This is a genomic window from Epibacterium ulvae, from assembly GCF_900102795.1.
GTDB classification, from domain to species: domain Bacteria; phylum Pseudomonadota; class Alphaproteobacteria; order Rhodobacterales; family Rhodobacteraceae; genus Epibacterium; species Epibacterium ulvae.
In genome coordinates, this window is record NZ_FMWG01000001.1 from 376,859 (window position 1) to 398,214 (window position 21,356).

22 protein-coding genes are annotated in these 21,356 nt (G+C 54.9%); 14 read left to right on the forward strand and 8 right to left on the reverse strand.

Annotated elements, in window-relative coordinates:
• The 5 genes from BLP79_RS01835 to BLP79_RS01855 all read left to right on the forward strand — a co-directional run bounded on the left by BLP79_RS01835 (window position 1) and on the right by BLP79_RS01855 (window position 7,191).
• Window positions 1–474 carry a DUF2269 family protein gene (locus BLP79_RS01835; RefSeq protein WP_090215286.1) on the forward strand — a complete coding sequence of 158 codons (474 nt, stop codon included), beginning with the start codon at window positions 1–3 and terminating at the stop codon, window positions 472–474.
• Window positions 475–654: 180 nt separating this feature from the next.
• Window positions 655–3,630 carry an isoleucine--tRNA ligase gene (ileS, locus tag BLP79_RS01840; RefSeq protein WP_090215290.1) on the forward strand — a complete coding sequence of 992 codons (2,976 nt, stop codon included), beginning with the start codon at window positions 655–657 and terminating at the stop codon, window positions 3,628–3,630.
• A gap of 317 nt (window positions 3,631–3,947) precedes the next feature.
• Window positions 3,948–4,883: a hypothetical protein gene (locus BLP79_RS01845; RefSeq protein WP_090215291.1), complete on the forward strand. Its 936-nt coding sequence runs from the start codon at window positions 3,948–3,950 to the stop codon at window positions 4,881–4,883.
• A 124-nt stretch (window positions 4,884–5,007) separates the two neighbouring features.
• Window positions 5,008–6,087 (forward strand): transporter substrate-binding domain-containing protein, encoded by a 1,080-nt coding sequence (locus BLP79_RS01850; protein ID WP_090215293.1) that lies wholly within the window; start codon window positions 5,008–5,010, stop codon window positions 6,085–6,087.
• Window positions 6,088–6,099: 12 nt separating this feature from the next.
• Window positions 6,100–7,191 carry a transporter substrate-binding domain-containing protein gene (locus BLP79_RS01855; protein ID WP_090215297.1) on the forward strand — a complete coding sequence of 364 codons (1,092 nt, stop codon included), beginning with the start codon at window positions 6,100–6,102 and terminating at the stop codon, window positions 7,189–7,191.
• Window positions 7,192–7,195: 4 nt separating this feature from the next.
• On the opposite strand, the gene BLP79_RS01860 is transcribed toward BLP79_RS01855, so the two are convergent.
• A complete protein-coding gene (locus tag BLP79_RS01860; protein WP_139163155.1) occupies window positions 7,196–7,591 on the reverse strand; it encodes a hypothetical protein in 396 nt (131 codons plus the stop codon).
• 181 nt (window positions 7,592–7,772) lie between these two features.
• On the opposite strand from BLP79_RS01860, the gene BLP79_RS01865 reads away from it, so the two are divergent.
• Window positions 7,773–8,237 (forward strand): methylated-DNA--[protein]-cysteine S-methyltransferase, encoded by a 465-nt coding sequence (locus tag BLP79_RS01865; RefSeq protein WP_408607934.1) that lies wholly within the window; start codon window positions 7,773–7,775, stop codon window positions 8,235–8,237.
• Window positions 8,238–8,241: 4 nt separating this feature from the next.
• Here the strand turns inward: BLP79_RS01865 and BLP79_RS01870 are convergent, their stop codons facing one another.
• From BLP79_RS01870 to fsa, 5 genes are all read right to left on the reverse strand, one after another.
• Window positions 8,242–8,934: a CDP-alcohol phosphatidyltransferase family protein gene (locus BLP79_RS01870; RefSeq protein WP_090215716.1), complete on the reverse strand. Its 693-nt coding sequence runs from the start codon at window positions 8,932–8,934 to the stop codon at window positions 8,242–8,244.
• Window positions 8,935–9,016: 82 nt separating this feature from the next.
• Window positions 9,017–9,229 (reverse strand): hypothetical protein, encoded by a 213-nt coding sequence (locus BLP79_RS01875; RefSeq protein WP_090215303.1) that lies wholly within the window; start codon window positions 9,227–9,229, stop codon window positions 9,017–9,019.
• 115 nt (window positions 9,230–9,344) lie between these two features.
• Window positions 9,345–10,268 carry a tyrosine recombinase XerC gene (locus BLP79_RS01880; RefSeq protein WP_090215305.1) on the reverse strand — a complete coding sequence of 308 codons (924 nt, stop codon included), beginning with the start codon at window positions 10,266–10,268 and terminating at the stop codon, window positions 9,345–9,347.
• Window positions 10,265–10,984: a DUF484 family protein gene (locus tag BLP79_RS01885; RefSeq protein WP_090215308.1), complete on the reverse strand. Its 720-nt coding sequence runs from the start codon at window positions 10,982–10,984 to the stop codon at window positions 10,265–10,267. Before BLP79_RS01885 ends, BLP79_RS01880 begins: the two co-directional genes overlap by 4 nt.
• 275 nt (window positions 10,985–11,259) lie before the next feature.
• The gene (fsa, locus tag BLP79_RS01890; RefSeq protein WP_090215311.1) at window positions 11,260–11,913 is read right to left on the reverse strand and encodes a fructose-6-phosphate aldolase; all 654 of its coding nucleotides are present in this window, start codon (window positions 11,911–11,913) and stop codon (window positions 11,260–11,262) included.
• Between the two features lie 124 nt (window positions 11,914–12,037).
• On the opposite strand from fsa, the gene BLP79_RS01895 reads away from it, so the two are divergent.
• Window positions 12,038–14,233, forward strand: a complete 2,196-nt coding sequence (locus BLP79_RS01895) for a primosomal protein N' (RefSeq protein WP_090215314.1) — start codon at window positions 12,038–12,040, stop codon at window positions 14,231–14,233.
• A gap of 117 nt (window positions 14,234–14,350) precedes the next feature.
• Here the strand turns inward: BLP79_RS01895 and BLP79_RS01900 are convergent, their stop codons facing one another.
• Window positions 14,351–15,199, reverse strand: coding sequence for a delta-class carbonic anhydrase (locus tag BLP79_RS01900; RefSeq protein ID WP_090215317.1), 849 nt, complete (start codon window positions 15,197–15,199; stop codon window positions 14,351–14,353).
• 228 nt (window positions 15,200–15,427) lie between these two features.
• Here BLP79_RS01900 and BLP79_RS01905 point away from each other — a divergent pair, with 228 nt between their 5' ends.
• The 3 genes from BLP79_RS01905 (at window position 15,428) to BLP79_RS01915 (ending at window position 18,071) form a co-directional block, all read left to right on the forward strand.
• Window positions 15,428–16,663, forward strand: a complete 1,236-nt coding sequence (locus BLP79_RS01905; RefSeq protein WP_090215319.1) for an MFS transporter — start codon at window positions 15,428–15,430, stop codon at window positions 16,661–16,663.
• An 80-nt stretch (window positions 16,664–16,743) separates the two neighbouring features.
• Window positions 16,744–17,610: a 50S ribosomal protein L11 methyltransferase gene (locus BLP79_RS01910; RefSeq protein WP_090215322.1), complete on the forward strand. Its 867-nt coding sequence runs from the start codon at window positions 16,744–16,746 to the stop codon at window positions 17,608–17,610.
• 116 nt (window positions 17,611–17,726) lie between these two features.
• The gene (locus BLP79_RS01915; protein ID WP_090215324.1) at window positions 17,727–18,071 is read left to right on the forward strand and encodes a hypothetical protein; all 345 of its coding nucleotides are present in this window, start codon (window positions 17,727–17,729) and stop codon (window positions 18,069–18,071) included.
• A 139-nt stretch (window positions 18,072–18,210) separates the two neighbouring features.
• Here the strand turns inward: BLP79_RS01915 and BLP79_RS01920 are convergent, their stop codons facing one another.
• Window positions 18,211–18,429 carry a DUF1127 domain-containing protein gene (locus BLP79_RS01920; protein WP_090215327.1) on the reverse strand — a complete coding sequence of 73 codons (219 nt, stop codon included), beginning with the start codon at window positions 18,427–18,429 and terminating at the stop codon, window positions 18,211–18,213.
• A 259-nt stretch (window positions 18,430–18,688) separates the two neighbouring features.
• Between BLP79_RS01920 and ruvC the strand changes: the two genes are divergently transcribed.
• From ruvC to BLP79_RS01940, 4 genes are read left to right on the forward strand one after another with little or no spacing between them, the layout of a single operon-like run.
• On the forward strand, window positions 18,689–19,186 hold the full coding sequence (ruvC, locus tag BLP79_RS01925; RefSeq protein WP_090215329.1) for a crossover junction endodeoxyribonuclease RuvC: 498 nt from the start codon (window positions 18,689–18,691) through the stop codon (window positions 19,184–19,186).
• The gene (ruvA, locus tag BLP79_RS01930) at window positions 19,183–19,872 is read left to right on the forward strand and encodes a Holliday junction branch migration protein RuvA (protein ID WP_090215332.1); all 690 of its coding nucleotides are present in this window, start codon (window positions 19,183–19,185) and stop codon (window positions 19,870–19,872) included. The genes ruvC and ruvA overlap by 4 nt, the downstream gene beginning before the upstream one ends.
• A gap of 38 nt (window positions 19,873–19,910) precedes the next feature.
• Window positions 19,911–20,939 (forward strand): Holliday junction branch migration DNA helicase RuvB, encoded by a 1,029-nt coding sequence (gene ruvB, locus BLP79_RS01935; protein WP_090215335.1) that lies wholly within the window; start codon window positions 19,911–19,913, stop codon window positions 20,937–20,939.
• A gap of 14 nt (window positions 20,940–20,953) precedes the next feature.
• Window positions 20,954–21,259 (forward strand): nucleoside triphosphate pyrophosphohydrolase family protein, encoded by a 306-nt coding sequence (locus tag BLP79_RS01940; RefSeq protein WP_090215339.1) that lies wholly within the window; start codon window positions 20,954–20,956, stop codon window positions 21,257–21,259.
• Window positions 21,260–21,356 lie beyond the last annotated feature (97 nt).

Consider the following 21,356-nt stretch of genomic DNA (forward strand, 5'->3'; position numbering starts at 1 on the left):
ATGTTTGAAGAGATCTTGCGCTGGCTGCATGTGATTGGGGCCTGTGTGCTGTTGGGCACGGGGGCTGGGATCGCCTTTTTCATGCTGATGGCCCATCTGAGTCGCGACGCGCGCATCATTGCACATACTGCTGGTGTCGTTGTGATAGCGGATATGGTTTTTACCACCAGTGCGGTGGTGGTGCAGCCGATTACGGGCTGGTTTCTAGCGCGGGAACTGGGCTGGGAAATGCGCGAAGGCTGGGTGGCCCTGTCCTTGGCTTTGTATGTCTTTACGGGGGTGTTCTGGCTGCCAGTTGTCTGGATCCAAGCCAAGCTGCGTAACATCGCGCGGGTCTGCGTGGAGCAGAGGACAGAACTGCCACAACGCTATTTCAAATTGTTCCGGATCTGGTTTGCCTGTGGCTTTCCAGCCTTTGCGGCGGTTCTCACTATCCTATGGCTGATGTTGGCCCGCCCTTTGATCGTGTTCTGAGCCTTTACCTGCCGTTTTACTCGGCCTATAACGCCCCCATGCTACATCGCCATGCGATCATTATTCGAATTATATCCCCGGCGCTCTAACCGTTTGAGCCGCCGGGTAAAGGTGCTTGAGCCATCGCACCGAAGCGAATATTCCCATTCCAGACCAGATCATCGATAAGGACGCCGCGATATGTGCGCCGATACGCCTGAAACACCCGATTACAAAGACACTCTGAACCTGCCCAAGACAGATTTCCCCATGCGCGCAGGCCTGCCCAAGCGCGAGCCTGCCTGGCTGGAGCGTTGGGAGAAGATTGGGGTCTATGACCGTCTGCGCGAAAAGGAAGGGCGTACGCCGTTTACGCTGCATGATGGGCCTCCCTATGCGAACGGGCATCTGCACATTGGGCATGCGCTGAACAAGACCATTAAGGATATGATCGTGCGCAGCCATCAGATGATGGGGTTTGATGCGCGCTATGTGCCGGGTTGGGATTGCCATGGTCTGCCGATCGAATGGAAGATCGAAGAGAAGTACCGCAAGAAGGGCAAGAACAAAGACGCAGTGGACGTGGTCGAGTTCCGCCGGGAATGCCGTGATTTTGCCGCCGAGTGGGTGGATATCCAGCGCGATGAGTTCAAGCGTCTGGGCATCACCGGCAATTGGGAAAACCCCTATCTGACCATGGATTACCATGCCGAGGCGGTGATCGCCGGGGAGTTCCAGAAGTTCCTGATGAACGGCACGCTGTATCAGGGATCAAAACCTGTGATGTGGTCGCCGGTTGAAAAAACAGCGTTGGCAGAGGCTGAGGTTGAGTATCATGACAAGGAAAGCTTTACCATTTGGGTGAAGTTTAAAGTCAATTTAGATAACTGGCCCGAGACGACATACGAGACTGAAGAAGACGAGTTTTTCGGCGAACAGATGTATCTACATCTGCAAGACGCGCAAGTGGTGATCTGGACGACGACACCGTGGACTATGCCGTCCAACAAGGCGGTCGTGTACGGCAAAGACATCTCTTACGGTCTCTATGAAGTCACTGGCGTGCCCGAGGAATGCTGGGCTGCCGTAGGCGACAAGTTCTTGCTGGCGGATAATCTGGCTGCAGATGTTCTAGGCCGCGCGCGCCTGAACGATGATCAGTGGACGCGCGTTTGCGATGTTTCACATGAGTCACTTGCCAAACTGCAATTGACCCACCCGCTGGCGGGTGCGGAAGGGTCCAACGGCGAATGGGATGACTTCCGTGATTTCCGCGCAGCTGAGTTTGTGACTGATACCGAAGGCACCGGTTTTGTACACTGCGCGCCCTCTCACGGTATGGAGGAATTCGAGCTCTACCGTGATCTGGGCATGTTGGAGCAGGTCATCACGTATAATGTGATGGACGATGGGGGCTTCCGCGCGGATCTGCCGTTCTTTGGTGGCAAATATATCCTGAACCGCAAGGGCGGCGAGGGGGATGCCAATAAGGCGGTGATCGACAAGCTGGTTGAGGTTGGCGGCCTACTGGCGCGTGGCAAGATCAAGCACTCATATCCGCATTCGTGGCGGTCAAAGGCGCCGATCATCTATCGCAACACGCCGCAGTGGTTTGCGAGTGTGGATCGCAAGCTGGATGACGGCATGGGTGAGATGGGCGACAGCATCCGTGAACGCGCGCTGCGCTCAATCGATGAGCTGGTGAAATGGACGCCGCAAACTGGACGCAATCGTCTGCATTCCATGATCGAGGCGCGCCCGGATTGGGTGCTGTCGCGCCAGCGCGCCTGGGGTGTGCCGCTGACCTGTTTTACCAAGAAAGACACGCTGCCCACCGCAGATGATTTCTTGCTGCGCAATGATCAGGTGAACGCCCGTGTGATTGCGGCCTTTGAAGAGCATGGCGCGGATGTCTGGTATAAGGATGGGTTCAAGGCCGAGGTTCTGGACGGTATCGTAGATCCCGAAGCCTATGATCAGGTTTTTGACGTGTTGGATGTGTGGTTTGACAGTGGGTCAACCCATGCCTTTGTGCTGCGTGACCGGGAAGACGGGACGGAAGACGGCATTGCTGATGTCTATATGGAAGGCACCGACCAGCACCGCGGTTGGTTCCACTCTTCCCTGTTGCAGGCCTGTGGCACGAAGGGACGGGCACCTTATCGCAATGTGGTAACGCATGGGTTCACGCTGGATGCGAAGGGCATGAAGATGTCTAAATCGCTGGGCAATACCATCGTGCCGGAAAAGGTTGTGCAGCAATATGGCGCGGATATCTTGCGCCTTTGGGTGGCGCAGACCGATTACACTGCGGATCAGCGGATTGGTCCTGAGATCCTGAAAGGCACCGCCGACAGCTATCGTCGTTTGCGCAATACGATGCGGTTTATGCTGGGGTCGTTAGGTGATTTCAGCGAAGATCAGCGGGTCGCGGCTGCGGATATGCCCGAGCTGGAGCAATGGGTTCTGCACCGTCTGGCCGAGCTGGATCATGTGGTGCGTGAAGGGTATAAATCGTTTGACTTCAATGGTGTGTGGCAAGCGATCTTTAACTTTGCCACGGTGGATCTGTCATCTTTCTATTTCGATATCCGTAAGGACGCGCTGTATTGCGATGGTGACACGCCAAATGCCCGCGCGGCGCGCACGGTTTTGGATATTCTCTTCCATCGTCTGACCACTTGGCTGGCACCGGTTCTGGTGTTCACCATGGAAGAGATCTGGTTGGAGCGCTATCCGGGCGATGACAGTTCGATCCACCTGACAGATATGCCTGAAACCCCGCGCGACTGGTTGAATGAACCATTGGCGGCGAAATGGGCACAGGTGCGTCAAGCACGGCGTGTGGTGACATCCGCGCTTGAAGTGCAGCGGACTGATAAGGTGATTGGCGCATCCCTAGAGGCCGCACCCGTGGTACACGTGCGGGATGAGGCGGTTCTGGCGGCGTTGCAATCGGTGAACTTTGCCGATGTTTGCATCACCTCAGATGTAAGCCTGACCAATGATCCGAGCCCAGCAGAGGCGTTTCGAATGCCAGAGGTTGACGGTATTTCAGTGGTCTTTGAAAAAGCCGAAGGCGCGAAATGTCAACGGTGCTGGAAAATCCTGCCGGATGTTGGGCAATTTGCGCATGCGGGGGTCTGTGGCCGCTGCAGCGCTGCGCTGTCTGAGTAAAATTCATACGGTTTTTATGGTTTCAGGGCGCGGTTTTCGCGCCCTGTTTGACAAGTGTGAGCACTATTTTCGGGATTTTTCGAGAATGATTTCTTGTTAAGATTGTGCGGTGTCTCGGATGGCGCATAGACCAGCTGCGGCGGTGTATTTCCTAGAAACTGGTTTAAAAATATCACGCTACCTCAGTGTTAACACGTCTTAATTGTGGCGAAGATTGACGAAAATAGGGCAAATGATTAAGGAATGGTTAACAAAAAGCAGATTTTCCAAGTCGTAAGAGCGATGCTTGGCGCCAGTATTGAGGAAATGCGTTAACTATGTTGAAGCAAAAGACAGGACTTTCCACATCCGCGACCACCGACACATCAAAGAGTGACGGTGTTCAGATCAAGAGTGTCTCTGCGTCCGGGAATATTAAGATCGGGCTGAAAGAGGTCAAAGTTGTCTCAAGCATCAAAACTGCGAGTGGCCAAGGTAAGAGCGCTACAGTTGTGTCAGCGGATGCCAATAAGAAGGACGCTTTGCAGAAAGAAACAGCGCCGAAGCAAGGGGCTAAGGCTGCGGTTTCTGTCACAAGCCATGATAAGAGCGAAGACGATGTAAAGGCTATAGAGCCTGTTTCAGTGCTTCAATCTGCGGCGCAGCAGATCTCTCCTTCGGTGAAGAAAGCAAAGAAAAAACGCGAACTGTCTTCGCTGACGAAACTGGGGGCTATGGCGGCGTCTCTGGGTGGTGTGGCGCTGTTGCTTGGCGTTTCTTATTTTGGGGGCGAGACACCACAACAGCCTGTGGCAGCTGTTCAGAGCGCTGCGGTTGCGCCGGTGTTACCTGCGGTGGTTGAACCGGCTGCTGCCGCTCCGGCACAGATCAAGATTAACGAAGCCGAGCTTGGCCTTTTGCTGGGGGCGGCGCAAGCCGCTGAGTTGAACACCCCCAACAGCAGCGCGCCTGTTGCCCCGGCTGAGGTTGATGCGATGGTTTCTAAAATTACGGCCGGGACTTTGGCGGCCTTGCGTTCGCCAACACCAAAAGCTGAAGCACAGCCCGTAGCCCCGACAGCCAGCGCTGAGGTGCTGACCGGGCTGGTACAATTGGTAATAACAGCGGTTGCGGAAGGCAAAAGCGAAGATCAGATCAACGAAATGCTCAACACTGGATACGCCAATGGTGAGATTGCGGTGCCGTCGGTGCTGGTTGATGCCCATGGCCGGGTCAGCACTGCTACGTTGATGGCGCTTTTGGTGGCCGAGTAAAGCAACCCAGATACACATATAACGCGCGCATCTGGGTCTTGGATATCCAGTCCGGATGCGCGTTTACTATTCCAGATCCGCGCAACGCTGTGCGTGTTGCGTTCAAGACCGTTCAGAGGGACTTATGAAAAAGACGATTGCAGCCGCCGCACTTGGGCTTAGCGCACTGTTGGCGCAACCCGCAGCCGCAGAAACCTGTGGTGGTGTTTACACTGTTCAAGCCGGTGATAGTCTTTCGGTCATCGCCGAACGCCTTTATGAAAATGTCGGTCTGTGGAGTGCGATCCATACGCGTAACATTGATAAGATTGGCCCCAAACCAAACGCGATCCGTGTTGGAATGAAGCTGGAGATGGCGTGTCTGAATGGTTTGCCAGTTGGCCTGCCTGGCGGCAGAACCATTGCTGAGGCTGCGCCGGTTGCGGCAAAACCTGTTGAAATCGTTGAAGGCGACGCGGCGATCCGTCACCGGATCAACCTGCTGACCGCGGATGATTTTGCGCCGTTCACTGGTAAAACGCTGCACAATGGCGGCATGATGACGGACATTCTGAATGCTGCGATGGAGCAGGCCGATCCAGAAGATGGCTTTGCCATCCATTGGGTGGATCTGTGGACTTCACATGAAGAGCCGCTGCTGTCGAACGCTTTGCTGGATGCCGGTTTCCCGTGGTATCAGCCGGATTGTGCGAATAACGCAACCCATCAGCGGTGCCGGAACTTCCTGTTTTCTGATCCGATGTTTGAAGTTCTGGTGTTGATGTTCACACCTAAAGATCGGCCTATTTCGTTTGAAAAAGACGAAGATCTTTTGGGGAAAACATTCTGTCGCCCACAAGGCTATGAACGGTACCTCTTTGATCAAGACGGCCGCAACTGGCTGCGCGAAGGCAAGGTTAAATTGATCCAGCCCCTGACCCCGACCGAGTGCTATGAAATGGTGCTTGCTGGTGAGGCAGACGCTGTTGTGATGAATGAATTCACCGGCCGCGCCCAGTTGAAAGAGATCGGATTGGACGCGCAATTTGATGTGGTGCCTCAGCCTATTTCGATTCAGGCGCTGCATGTGATCATTCACAAAAGCCATCCCGAAGCAGAGCAGTTGCTGACAATGATGAATGCAGCTTTGCGTAAAATTCGCGACAATGGCACGTATCAGTCCATCGTCGAAGACCATATGGCTCGTATCTGGGCTGGATTTTAACGAGGGTTTGTGATGATCACCAAGTTAACCCGGCTTGTATCTCCGATTGCATTGGCGGTGGGGCTGTTGCCATCAGCTGCATTGGCGATTTGTGACGTGGACTATGTGGCGCGTCCCGGAGACAATCTGTTTTCGATTGCAGATGAACATTATGGCGACCGTGACAAGTGGCGGCTGATCTTTGAGCAAAACACACGGATGCTGGCGGGGTCCACGGTGATTCCGGGGCGCACGTTGCGTATCCCTTGTCCTGAAGAGGAAGCTACAGCTTCTGCCCCAGCCGTGCCGACACCCGCGCAACCTTCTGCGCCTGCGCAGCCCGCACCGGCGGTTTCTACAGCCCCCGCACCGCGCCAATCGGTTGAGTTAACTTTGCTGACAGGCAATGGATTTGCGCCATTTACCGGGGAAAATCTGCCAGGGCAGGGCATGGTAACTGAGCTGTTCACAGCTGCAATGCAATTGGCGCCGTCGCAAGTGTCATATGACATTACATGGGATGACAATTGGGACAGCCATCTGTTTCCAAAGCTGAATGACAAACAGTTTGATATGGGGTTTCCTTGGGTCAAACCGGATTGCATTCAGACGCCGGATCATGAACGCTGTGTGAACTTTCACTTTTCTGATCCGTTGATTAGCTTGCCTGTCATGCTGTTTGTCAAAGCGGGGAACGAGTTTAGCTACACCTCTGATGCAGATGTTGTGGGTAAGACCCTGTGTCGTCCAGAAGGGTATTACACCCATGATCTGGACACCGAGGCACGCCGTTGGTTGAGCGATGGTAAGGTTACGCTGGTGCAGCCGGAAAGCGTTCAGGCCTGTTTTTCACTGCTGAACGAAGAGCGGGTGGACGCGGTGGCTTTGAACCTGTTCGAAGGGGCAAACACCATCGTCAAGGAGAACCTACGTGACACCGTTGTGCCGCTGGAGCGGCCTTTGTCAGAGGTGGGGCTGCATGTGGTCATTTCGAAAAGCCATTGGCGCGGCACATCTCATCTGTACCGCGTGAATGCTGGGCTTAAAAAACTGCGCGAAAATGGGCAGTTTGAAGCGATCATGAACAAACATCTGGAATTGTTCTGGGCTGATCTGCGGTCTTGATGCGTCAGACGTAGATATTCAGCTGTGTTGCGGGCATCGCTTCGGCGTGTCCAAGTAATTTGACAACAACGGGGCTGGCCTTGTGGGCCGGTTCCGCGTTGAGCTTCCAGAGGGCAGTGTTCTGGGCAGGCTCTGCTGGCGCATGATCGAGGCGATGTCTCATGGCTTGTTCGAGACCCGCTGTATGTGGTGGGCGGTATTTCTGCTGGAACATAGACATATCTGAGTGTTCGGGCTCTGCGCGCCGTGTCATTTGCGCAGGGCGTTGCGTCTCAAGACCTTGTCGGTCATCCGTGGCGCTTTGATGCGACTTTTGCACCGCTGGCACGGCTTGGGTATTGGTATTGCCGGGTGTCTGACGAAAGATGTTCAGATGGCCGGTGTTCATGATTGGCATCATGGGCATTAACCTATGCTAACGAATCCTAAACCTCTTTTACGTGAATTTTAGGCATTGGGGGCAGGAACCACCTGGGCTGGTTAATGAAATGCACGCATTTGTTAACCATGGTCAGGGCAAATGGCTCATATTTTGGGGAAAATCATGGAAAGTGCCGCGTTTTCTGAGGAGATAACTTAAAGTGTCACAATTTTTGCAAGTTCCCTCCCCCGTCGGAGTATTAACGCTTGAGGCGGAGCAGGAGAGAATTGTGGCGCTGCGATGGGGGGAGGCAGAGCTGGCCTGTGATGATCCCTCGGCTGTTTTGCAAGAGGGCGCCGCGCAGTTAGAGGCTTATTTCAAAGGACAGCTCAGCGCCTTTGATCTGCCGTTACATGTCAAAGGATCTGATTTTCAAAAGGCAGTCTGTGCGCAGATGTCTGCAATCCCACTGGGAGAGACCCGAACTTATGGGGAGATTGCCAAAGAGCTTGGTCAGGCGGCCCAGCCAGTTGGAAATGCCTGTGGCGCAAATCCGATCCCAATCATCATCCCGTGCCATCGCGTTCTTGGCGCAAATGGGTTGGGTGGATTTTCAGGCGCGGGTGGGGTGGAGACCAAAGTGACCTTGCTGCGCCATGAAGGCGCAGCGGGATTGTTGATCTGATCTCTTAACGGCGCGTGGGAATCAGCTGTTGCGCCACGCCAACGACCAGCAGGTAGACTGAGGTGACAACCAGCCCCCAATGCGCCCAGCTTTCTGGGTGGAAATCGACCCAAGCCGCCCAGCCCGCAAAGAATGTCCAGGCCAGCGCGATGGGGAGGGAGACCGTGCGCCAGCGTTCGGTGCGCACGGGGTGAATGAATTTTAACGGCAGGAACATTGCGATGGCCAGTACCGTTACCAATGCAAGGCTGGTCCAATGGTTCGGTTCAAGCGCAAAGATCACCAAGACCAGCATATTCCAGCATCCGGGAAATCCTGAAAAGGAATTATCCTTTGTCTTCATGCGGGTATCGGCAAAATACATTGCGGAAGCAAATGTGATGACGATGATGGCGACCCAGCCAGTCCATCCCGTCATCAGCCCTGATTTGAACAGCGCAAAGGCAGGAATAAAAACATAGGTGAGGTAGTCAATGATGAGATCCAAGAGCACCCCGTCAAACTCGGGCGCGTAGCGGCGCACGTTGTAGTGCCGTGCAAGCGGGCCATCGATGCCGTCGACTGCAAAAGCGACGACGAGCCAGACAAACATCAGATCCCATTTTGCGTCAACAGCGGCCAGCATGGCCAGCATTGCGAAAACAGCACCTGTTGCGGTGAGAAGATGGACGGAGAGCGCGCGGAGTTGAGGTGTCATCTCCACGTGATGGCGAATTTCGGCTAGGCCTGCAAGGGGCATCTGAGCAAATTCCCGCGAGAGCAGGGTGCGCGCCGACTTGTTAGTGCAAGCGGCGCTGCTTTGGGGCACTGGTTTGAGCAGCAGCGACGTGTAGCGCGCCCAACGGGGCTTCAAACGCAGAAGCTGGCAGTTCAATACGACGACCGCGGGGTGCCCGCACAGGACCGGGCAACGGATTAGGGAAATTTGGGCTGGCAGGTGCGCCGGTGGCAAGATTGATCAGCACAGCGGCATGCACAGAAGAAGGCAGCATCGGGATTCCTTTCTGGAAATGGATGCGTTTAGTTGGCCCGAAATCGGTTAACGCCAGCCTGAAGGTTGCTTGCAAACTGTATTGCATTTTATGGAATTTTCTTGGGGCTGTGTTGTCAGGCTTTGGGGTGGGTTTTGTTGTAGACATCCATCAGGCGGGTTGCGTCCACGGCTGTATAGGCCTGTGTGGTCGATAAAGAAGCGTGGCCCAGAAGTTCTTGAATAGATCTGAGGTCGCCGCCCGCCTCCAGCAAATGTGTTGCAAAACTATGGCGGAGCGCATGCGGTGTTGCGCTTGCCGGCAAGCCCAATTGTGCACGGGTCTGCGCCATGGCTTTTTGGATGGCGCCGGGACCAAGGGCACCGCCGCGAACGCCGCGGAATAAGGCGCTCTCTGGGTCCAGAGCAAATGGATAAAGCGAGAGATAGTGATCTACCGCCGCGCGTGCAGCTGGCAGCACAGGCACAATGCGCTCTTTACCGCCTTTGCCAGTAATGCGCAGCGTGCCCGAGAGTGGGACATCCGCGCGGCGCAGGCTCAGAGCTTCGGAAATGCGCAACCCGCAGCCATATAGCAATGTGACGACAGCCACATCCCGTGCTGCGACCCAAGGCGTGGTGGATTGCAGGGCAACCGTATCCAGAACGGCTTTTGCGGCCTGTTGCGGCAAGGGGCGGGGCAGTTTGTTTTGAAACTTTGGAGCGCGTGCCGAAAGCACTGCTGTGGGTTCAAATCCTTGCCGTTCAGCAAGCCATCGGTAAAAGGTTTTCACCGAGGAGAGCCTGCGCGCCAGAGACCGTGCGCTGATCCCCTCGCTGCGTGCCGCAGCCATCCAGGCGCGCATATCACCTGTCGTGATGTTTTCGAGCGCACCCAGCCCTTGTGGTCCGCCAAAATGAGCGCTCATAAACCCTAGAAAATCAGTGACATCACTGCCGTAGGCAATAAGTGTGTTTTCCGATGCGTCCTGCAGCGCTTTGAGGTGTGTGAGCCAATGTTCCAGCGCCGTGCGACAGGCTGGGGAAATCTCAAGGTTCACGACAGCCAGCTGCGCATGGAGCGTTCAAAGACGCCCGCAAAAAATGTGAGCAGATCTGTTCCGTGCTGCGGGGTGAATTGATCCGGGTCAGTTGAGCCAAAGATGAGCATGGCGGGCAGGCGACCGTTGCCAAAGTCTAATTCCATAACCGCTTCGGAGTGTATTTCTGCAGCGATCGCTCCGTAGATTGCAGCTGATCCGGTTTGCAATGGGCGCAATGTGACCACACGTGCAGCGCCACCGCGTCCTTCGGTGGTGTAGCTTTCTACAAAACCGGGCGTGACAATCTTGAGAATATTTTCAAAGCCAGACAGAGGATGTGCGTCTTGTGCCTGCGCACTTTCCAGAACCAGAGTGATGCAATTGACCTGCAGCACGTCTTTTACGGGGCCTTGCAGGGCATTGAGAAAACTTTTGAAATCCTGTGGTTCCAGCAAGGATAGAATAGCGCGATGGATCTGGTTGGTGCCGGCAATATTTTCCGAGGCAGCGGCAACGACAGACCGATAGGTGTCTTCCAATTGATCCAGGCGCGTTTCCATCCGTTCCATCGCAATGCCGCGCAGATCAACGATATTGCTGCCCATGGCATGCTCTTTGGCGGAGACCAGCGCATTCATAACGCTTTGATCGTCCAGCACAGCGTCGGGTTTGGCCAGAATTGCGGCGCGGATGGTTGCATCTAACGTTGGTGAAACGGGTGCGGAACTGCTCATGTTACGAGGGCCTTTTTCGGGTCTTTTGTTCAGCCTATCATGGCTTGTTGGGCTTTGTCGTAAAAACTTTGCCTCACAGTGGCTGTCTTTGCCATATCTCGCAACCGCAGCGCCGCACAGCGGCGCTGCCCGGCCCAAGGCGTGGTCGGGTGCGGACCTTTGGGCCGTGCACGGGGCAAGGGGCGGGAGAGCCCCCTGTTCTGGTGGCATAAGACGCAAAGCGCCCGACCTTTATCGGAAAGACCGGGCGCAGTAGATGTCTTTTCAGAAGCGCGTTACAGAATTTTGATATCTGCGGCTTTGATGTCTTTCAAAAACGCATCCAGACCCTTGTCTGTTAGCGGGTGGTTGACCATCGCTTTGATCACAGCAGGCGGAGCGGTGATCACGTCGGCACCAATGCGGGCAGAGTCCAGAATATGGTTCACGGATCGAATAGACGCGGCAAGGATTTCAGTTTCAAAATGGTAGTTGTCATAGACGGTGCGAATGTCTTCGATCAGCTCCATTCCATCTAGGTTGATATCATCCAGACGGCCAATGAAAGGTGAGATAAAGGTCGCGCCTGCCTTGGCGGCCAAAAGCGCCTGATTGGCTGAGAAACACAGGGTCACGTTTACTTTGTGGCCGTCATCGCTGAGGGTTTTACAGGCTTTCAGACCATCCCAGGTCAGCGGCACTTTGACGGTGATGTTTTCTGCGATCTCCAGCAGTTTGCGCCCTTCTGCAATCATTGTTTCGGCGTCTACGGCAGTCACTTCGGCAGAGACGGGGCCTGCGACGAGATCACAGATTTCTTTGGTCACTTCGATAATGTCGCGGCCGGATTTTTTAATCAGCGAGGGGTTGGTGGTTACACCATCCACCATCCCCAGATCATTCAGTTCGGCGATTGCATCGATTTCAGCGGTGTCTACGAAAAATTTCATTGCGCAGGGTCCTTGTCATGGCTTGGCCTTGGTTGGTCTTGCCTTTACCTGATAGATCGCAATGCTGGAACCCAAAACAGCGCAGGATGCCTTTTGAGGGGCGTGTAAACCGGCAGGAGAGATCGTGGACGAACCTGAGTTTTTTCAGCAAGGGGAACGCCTTGGCGTTTTAACCACACAGCCGCTGGACCGGGTTCTGGACTACCGCGCGCCCGAAGGGGGCTGTTTTCGTGGAGCTTTTGTGGAGGTGCCATTGGGACCGCGCAAGGTGCTTGGCGTGGTTTGGGGGCATGGTGCGGGTGATTTTGATTCGTCCAAACTGCGCGCCGTCATCCGGGTTTTGGATGTGGCCCCCATGCGCGATGAAATGCGCGCCTTTTTGACCAAGGCTGCAGATTATACGCTGACGCCATTGCCTGCGATGCTGCGTCTTGCGACCCGTGCGCCGGGTCTGTCGGATCCGCCCTCTATGCGCAAGGTGCTGCGCCCCAGTGATGGCGTACCAGATCGGATGACCGATGCGCGCCAGCGGGTTTTGGCGGTGACAGAGGAATTTGGTGGATTGTCCTTTACCCCAAAAGAGCTGGCGGACCTTGCTGGGGTCACGCCTTCGGTGGTGAAGGGGCTGGTGAAACAGGGGGCACTGCGCGAAGAGGATGCGCCGCGCGACCTGCCGTTTCCGCCGTTAAATCCTGATTTGCCCGGCAAAGCGCTGACTGTGGATCAGGCGGCGGCGGCCTCTGCGTTGAATGCTGGCGTGGTGTCGGGGCGGTACGGCACCACATTGCTGAAAGGTGTAACCGGGTCCGGCAAAACCGAAGTTTATCTGGAAGCGGTTGCAAGCGCTTTGCGTCAGGGGCGGCAGGCCTTGGTTTTATTGCCGGAAATTGCGCTGACGGCCGAGTTTTTGAAACGTGTCAAAGCGCGCTTTGGCGCGACGCCTGCGGAATGGCATTCGGGCGTCACAATGACAGAACGCCGCCGCGTATGGAAAATGATCGGGCAGGGCAAGGCGCAGTTGGTGATTGGGGCGCGATCTGCGCTGTTTTTGCCTTATCGTGATCTCGGCTTGATCATTGTCGATGAAGAGCATGACACTTCATACAAACAAGACGATGGGGTGAGCTATAATGCACGTGATATGGCCGTCTTGCGGGCGGCGATGTGTTCTGCGCAGGTGGTGCTGGCCTCAGCCACGCCCAGTCTGGAAACCTGGGCAAATGCAGACAGTGGGAAATACAAACGTCTGGACCTGACCGCGCGGTTTGGGACTTCTGTGCTGCCTGAAATGCGCGCGATTGATATGCGCGATGAAGAGCTTTTGCCCTCCACATGGATTTCACCAACCTTAAAGCAGGCGATGAAGCTGCGGCTTGAACGCGGGGAGCAATCGTTGTTGTTCCTCAATCGGCGGGGCTTTGCGCCGCTTACGATCTGCCGGGCCTGTGGTGCACAGGTGGCCTGCGACAATTGTGACGCACGTATGGTGGAACACCGTTTTATGAAGCGTCTGATGTGTCATCAGTGCGGAGAGACCAAGCCGATCCCCGACGCGTGCCCGTCTTGCAAGGTTGAGGGGAAAATGGCCCCTGTTGGGCCAGGCATTGAACGGCTTGGTGAAGAGGCGGCCGCCCTGTTTCCCGAGGCGCGGATTGCGGTGTTGAGCTCTGACCTGTTTGGATCTGCACGGGCATTGAAACAACGGATTGAAGAAATTGCAGCCGGAGAGGCCGATATTATCCTTGGCACACAGTTGGTGGCAAAGGGGCATAACTTTCCACTGCTCACGCTGGTGGGCGTGATTGATGCAGACCTTGGCCTGCAGGGGTCTGACCTGCGCGCGGGTGAACGCACGTTTCAATTGATGCGGCAAGTGTCTGGCCGGGCCGGGCGCGCAGAGCGCCCTGGCGAGGCCCTGTTGCAGAGCTTTCAGCCAGATCACCCCGTGATCCGGGCGATTTTGTCGGGGGATGAAGAAGAATACTGGCGCACAGAAGCGGAACAGCGCCGTATTGCGGGCGTGCCCCCCTATGGACGAATGGCGGGGATCATCCTGTCGGGCACCGATCTGGCGCAGGTCTTTGATCTGGGTAATGCTTTGGCGCGCGCGGCTGCTCCGCTGCAGCAGGTGGGGGCGATGCTTTATGGCCCGGCACCTGCGCCTATTGCGCGGGTGCGCGGCAGGCATCGGGTGCGGATGTTGATCAAGGCAGAAAAAACCGTGCCGTTGCAGGACGCGATTGCCCGCTGGATCGCACCGTTTCGGATGAAAGGAGACCTGCGGTTGAGCGTGGATATTGATCCGCAGAATTTCTTCTGATTTTCCATAAGATGGATACTCAAGCGCGGTTTTGGGGAGCGGTTATTGTCTGAAAATGCTTAGATTGAAAAAAACGGGCAGAACGCTTTTCACTCTGCCCGACTTTTCTAAAGAAGATCAGTGAATCGGAGACAATAGATTCGGGTTCAAAACCAAGTTGCGAACGCCATGTGCATGGTCTTCTTCAAATGGATTGTCAGCCATCCAAGCTTCCACTGAGTGAATGTCGAGCTTGACCACGTTGGGGCGCACACTCCAGGTTACCTGAAAGGGGGAGCCTTTCTCGTTGTAGCTGGGGCCAGTGGTTGATCCGGCATAGACAACGGGTGTGCCCAGATCGGTGGGTAGATTGGGCACTTGATTGAGCCCATCGATTTCTTCGATATGCGCCATCTTTGTGAAATCGGTGCCGCTGCCATTCACCAGAACTGCGACGACTGTTTCAACGCGCAGCTGTGGGTTTCCGATGGCATCGCTTAGGCACGTGCCGAGGCTTGGTCCAAGAGTCGCTTGTGCTGTTGAATGTACAAAGTGGATCTCGATTGTATCACCCGGAACTAAATCGCCATGATCACTTTGCCCAATTTTATGGTCGAGCGGCGCTAGTTCTGCGGCTGTAAGTTCTCCGTCGTACTTAAAGCCGGTACCGAAACCATGACCATCTCCGTTTCCTGCGTAGGTGGTAAATTCTCCGCCCTTGTGTTCGGCGTTTTCATGAAAATGTATGTCACAAAGGGTCATTTGCGTCAGGAGTGGTGCAGTTGAGAAAACACGATTATTTGCACCTGTATTCGCATCAATATCCCGAGGGGATTGCGGGCCAAAGCCTTTGCCATCAGTTGTCGCCGCAAGTTTTGAACGTTGCTCGTCTATGACGTTATCTGGTACTGAATGGGCAGTTGTTTCGGCTAAAGCTAAGGTTCCGAGCATCGCAGTTGATGCACTGACTAACAGAAATTTATTCATTCCATGTCTTTCTATATTTGCCAATTTTAAGACTATTGATGCATAATAAATGCCCCTATTCTTTTTGACCGTCTAGCCCATGCCTTTCAAAAATTTACCGGTTTTGAGAACTATCGAGGCACCCAAGATGGGAATAGAGCGTTCAACCTGTATTTTTGCAGCTGTGCTGTGCGCCTTTAGTACAATTCTTTTCTCGCCATGATTGTCAAACAGGCGTAGATCAGAGGCATGTTTGATCGTGTCTCCCTGTCCGACCTTGATGCGCAGCCAAAATGGCGGCGGCCCATTGTTTTATTGTTCCTGATGGCTTTGACGATGCCGATTGCGTTTAACGCATGGCTGGCCTTGCTTAATAACTTTGTCATTGAGGTTGCGCAGTTTGATGGGGCAGACATTGGCCTGCTGCACACGGTGCGTGAAATTCCGGGATTTCTGGCCATTGGGGTGATCGCGGTCATTCTTGTGGTGCGCGAGCAGGTTTTGGCGATGATTTCGCTGATGATGCTGGGGGCCGCCACGGCGGTGACGGCGTGGTTCCCGCAGATGGGCGGGATTTTGATGATCACGCTGCTCAGTTCGATCGGGTTTCATTATTATGAAACGGTGAACCAGTCGTTGCAGTTGCAGTGGCTGGATAAAAAACGCGCGCCGCAGGTGCTGGGCTGGCTGGTGGCCGCCGGATCTGCTGCAACTTTGGTGGTTTATCTGGGGATTGAACGCCTGTGGAAGCCCTTAGAGCTAAGCTATGATGTAATCTATATGGCGGCGGGTGGCACGACCTTGGTTGTGGCATTGCTCTGCCTGTTGCTGTTTCCACAGTTTGAAGCACCGACGCCGCAAACCAAAAAGCTGATCCTGCGCCGTCGCTATTGGCTGTATTATGCCTTGCAGTTCATGGCGGGCGCGCGGCGGCAGATCTTTGTTGTGTTCGCCGGTTTCATGATGGTCGAAAAATTCGGCTTTGAAGTGCATGAGCTAACGCGGCTTTATCTGATCAATCTGATTATCAATATGACCGTTGCACCGATGTTGGGAAAAGCCGTTGCGCATTTCGGAGAGCGGCGCACCCTTATGGTGGAATATGCTGGGTTGGTGATTGTGTTTGCCGCTTATGGCGGGGTCTACTGGTTTGGCTGGGGGCTGATGGTTGCCGCGTTTTTATATGTGGTGGATCATATCTTCTTTGCGCTGGCGCTTGCTTTGAAAACCTATTTTCAAAAGATTGCAGATCCTGCGGATATTGCGCCTACGGCGGCGGTGGCCTTTACCATCAACCATATCGCGGCGGTGGCTTTGCCTGTTCCCTTGGGGCTGTTGTGGCTTGCGTCACCCGGGGCAGTGTTTGGACTGGCTGCGCTGATGGCAATGGTGTCTTTTGGCTTTTCGTTGCTGATCCCACGTCACCCGGAACCTGGATATGAGACGGTGCTGACGCGGCGCGCTGTGGCACAGGCTGCAGAATAGCGCGGCACGTTTCATTGTGGGGGCTTGACCTTGTGCGACGTGCGGCCTAGGCGCGAGGCAACAGTTTCAGGAGAGACGTGATGCCGACCTATACCGCCTTGACCACTCTGACCGGGAAAACCGCCGCCGAAGCGCTGGGCGAAGCGATGGAGCGGCTTCAGCCTGAACCGACCGGTGTAGGTGTCTTTGAAGTCGAAGATGGATCCGGACTGTGGGAAGTGGGGGGGTATTTTACGGAAACCCCGGATGAGGCAGGTCTGGCACTGTTGGCAACGATGCATGAAGCCAAGCCTTTTGCGGTATCTGAACTGCCAGAAACCGATTGGGTGGCACATGTGCGCCGCGAGTTGGCACCGGTGGAAGCAGGGCGTTTCTTTGTCTTTGGTAGCCATGACGCGGACAAACTGCCCGAGGGCAAAATTCCACTGCTGATCGAGGCTGCAATGGCCTTTGGCACCGGACACCACGGCACCACGTTGGGCTGCCTGCTCGCGCTGGATCATCTGCTGGATGAAGGGTTTGCGGGTGAGAAAGTGGCGGATATTGGCTGCGGCACGGCGGTGCTGGCGATGGCTGCGGCACGGGTCTGGGATGGTACCATTGTGGCCAGCGATATTGATCAGGTGGCAGTTGATGTGGCTGAAGCCAATCTGAAAGCAAATGATATGGAAGGCGCGGTTGCCTGTGTAGAGGCTGCTGGTTTTGACCATGAAATGCTGCAGACTTGCGCACCGTTTGATTTGATCTTTGCAAATATCCTGAAAGGCCCTCTGGTTGCTCTTTCCCCGGATATGGCTGCGAACCTACGCGCGGGAGGCTATGCGATTCTTTCGGGGATTCTGAACGAGCAGGCCGATGAAGTTGTCGAGGTTTATGCACAAAATGGCATCAATCTTGTCGAAAAGAACCAGATTGGTGAGTGGACGACGCTGCTTTTGCGCAAATAAGGCTAATTTCGTCAGGTTTGTGGAAAATTTTAGAAGACTCACTTACATTCGTTTTGTGAAAGAAGCGGGTGACAGATGACCCGGTGATTGGTTGTTTGAAACGAAGGTGAGAAACGATGGGTGAGCATACACATATCTTTCAATCGCGCGTGAAACGTCTGAATCGCAAATATGAAGCGATGAGCCGTGGCTATGATGCGCGTCTTCAATCTGATGGTCTGATTGTTTTAAAACCGCGCCGTGCGAGCTCAAGATTGACGATCCTGCCGTTCTTGCTGCTGATTATTGGATTTGTGCTGTTCAAAAGTGTTGTGCTCGCTTCTGTGGGGGCACAGGATTATAGCGAACGTGTTGCGCGCCTCGAAGCTGGCAGCACGGCTGAACAGGTTGGCGCCTTTGTGATGCAGGCTGACCCGGTGACACAGTTGGTTGCTGATAAGATTGGGCCTGTATTGCCGTAAGACCGGCATACCTTTGGGGAGAGGTGTGGCTCAACAAAAACCGCGTGCTGAGGATCAGCCGCGGTTTTTTTGTGTCAGAAACAAAAACGCCGCTGGTGTGCACCGCGGCGTTTCCATCCAATATGTGTCTGTGGCGCGACTAGCGGTTCATTTTCCCGCAGGCGACCAGCTCAATTTCAGAGCGGCATAGACCGATGTCCGCCAACTCGCGATCATTGAGTGCTCCCAACGCGTGCCGTGTTTTGCTGGCTTCGCGTTGCGTTTCAATCAGCGCGACAATGGATCCGACAAACCTACGGGCGCGACCAAAGAAGCCTTCGTTGCCCTGAATAAAAGAGGTATCATTTAAAACTGCCATATCCGTGTCCTTTCGTACGTCATGTATCCCCCTACGGGATGGAGCGCATGTATGGAGGCCACCACAGGTTGACAAGAGAAGGCGGCACAATCCCAGTATGCAAAAACCGCATAGCTTACAGCGGGTCAGGTGGAATGTGGTATTTTTAGGGGAATAGGCGCGGTCGCCATATGCGGTGTTTTGAAAACGGATTGGACATGTTCGCTTTTTGTGCTACGCGTTGAAGAAAAGAAATAATCGTGTAAAGATCGGGCAACGCATGCGAATTTTGGGTATTGATCCAGGGTTGCGCACCTTGGGCTGGGGTGTCATCAACGCTGAAGGTGTACGGCTGAGTCATGTTGCGAATGGTTTGTGCCAATCCGACGGGGATGATCTTGGTGAGCGGTTGTTGTCGCTACACAATCAGGTGACTGAGATCATTGAAGCCTATCAGCCGGATCAGGCTGCGATTGAACAGACCTTTGTAAACAAAGATGGTGCGGGTACGCTAAAGTTGGGACAAGCGCGCGGTGTTGCCTTGCTGACCTTGGCCAAAGCGGGGCTGCCAGTGGGCGAATATGCGCCGAACCGTGTGAAAAAAACTGTTGTTGGTGTTGGGCATGCAGAAAAAGAGCAGGTGATCCATATGGTCAAACTGCAATTGCCCGGATGTAATCCAAAAGGTGCCGACGCGGCGGATGCGCTGGCGATTGCCATTTGTCACGCCTATTATGGCGGCACGCAGCAGCGGCAATTGAAAGAGGTGCGCGCATGATCGGCAAACTGTCGGGGCGAGTGGACTATAAAGCATTGGATCATATTCTGATTGATGTGCGCGGTGTTGGCTATCTTGTCTATTGTTCAGATCGCACGATGGCCACTTTGCCGTCGGTTGGTGAAGCTGTTGCACTTTATACCGATATGGTGGTGCGCGAAGATCTGATGCAGCTTTATGGGTTTACGTCGTTGGTTGAAAAAGAATGGCATCGTTTGCTGACCTCGGTGCAAGGGGTTGGGGCAAAGGTGTCGCTTGCAATTCTGGGCACGCTTGGCCCCGAGGGTGTGAGCCGTGCCATTGCATTAGGCGATTGGGCGAGTGTAAAGGCGGCCAAAGGGGTTGGTCCAAAGACGGCACAACGTATTGTTCTGGATCTGAAAGATAAAGCGCCCGGCGTGATGGCCATGGGGGGGACAATCGATCAGGCGATGGATGGGCCGGCGCTGGATGCGGTGGTAGAACCTGCTGAACCTGCAGCGAAATCCAATAAAACACCACGTAAACCAAAGGCCCCAAGCGGGGCAGCAGCGGCCTCGGCTGGGGCGTTGTCGGCGCTGGGTAATCTGGGTTATGGCCCCTCTGACGCTGCGGCTGCTGTGGCTGAGGCGGCAGGCAACAACCCGGAGGCGGGCGAGCCTGAACTGATCCGCGCAGCGCTGCGGCTTTTGGCTCCGAAAGGTTAGGTGGTGATGTCTGTAAGTGATATCCGGGGTGTTGCAAGATGATCGATGCAGATCCGACCTTGCGCCCAGACCCTTTGCCGGAAGATCAAGGCGGCGAAGATCGCGCCTTGCGCCCTCAGGGGCTTGGTGAATTCATCGGACAAGCCGAAGCGCGGGCCAACTTACGTGTGTTCATTGAAAGTGCGCGTCGGCGCGGCGAAGCCATGGATCACACGTTGTTTTATGGTCCACCCGGTTTGGGCAAGACGACATTGGCGCAGATTGTGGCGCGTGAGTTGGGGGTGAATTTCCGCATGACGTCTGGGCCGGTGCTGGCCAAGGCCGGGGATTTGGCGGCAATTCTGACCAACCTTGAAGCGCGGGATGTTCTCTTCATCGATGAAATCCATCGCCTGAACCCTGTTGTGGAAGAGGTGCTGTATCCGGCGATGGAGGATTTCGAACTTGATCTGGTGATTGGTGAAGGGCCCGCGGCACGCACGGTGCGTATCGAATTGCAGCCCTTTACGCTGGTGGGGGCAACCACACGGATGGGGCTGTTGACGACGCCGTTGCGGGATCGGTTTGGCATTCCAACGCGCTTACAGTTTTACACTGAGGATGAGTTGTTTGAAATTGTCAGCCGCAATGCGCGCAAACTTGGCACACCAGCAGATGACGCAGGCGCACGAGAGATCGCGCGGCGCGCGCGCGGCACGCCAAGGATCGCTGGACGGCTTTTGCGCCGCGTGGTGGACTTTGCGCTTGTCGAGGGCGATGGCCGGATTACTCAATCACTGGCGGACGGGGCCTTAACACGGTTGAGTGTTGATAATCTTGGCCTGGATGGTGCGGATCGGCGCTATTTGACGTTGATCGCTGAGAATTACGGCGGTGGCCCGGTGGGGATTGAGACGATGTCAGCGGCGTTGAGCGAAAGCCGTGATGCGTTGGAAGAGGTGATAGAGCCTTACTTGTTGCAGCAAGGATTGATCCAGCGGACCCCGCGGGGGCGCATGCTGGCCTCAAAGGCCTGGCGGCATTTGGGGTTGGCTCCGCCTAAGACGCAGAATGATTTGTTTTCATAACTTTTGAGGTATTTATGTCTGAACTGAAAGAGCTGTCGGATCTTTCGCAACAGGTTTCAGATTTGTATGCCGCGCGGTTTGGAATTGAGCGCGATGCGACCTGGCATTTGGCAAAGTTGACGGAAGAACTGGGCGAGCTGCAAGCGGCCTATCTGAAGATGGCTGGACAGGGGCGGACGACGTCTTGCCCAGCTGATCTGCGGCGCGCGATGGAAGATGAGGTGGCTGATATGTTTGCGCAGTTGCTGCTTTTTGCAGATTGGCAGGAGATCGATTTGAAAGAGGCGCTAAGGCGGAAATGGGCGCCATATCTTAAATAAAGGACGGTGGTACTCCCGCCCGTCGTTGATCATTTGAACAATGACCATCTCCCGTTGGGCGTGGCACTGCTGGCGCAGTGCTAGAGGAGGATAAAGC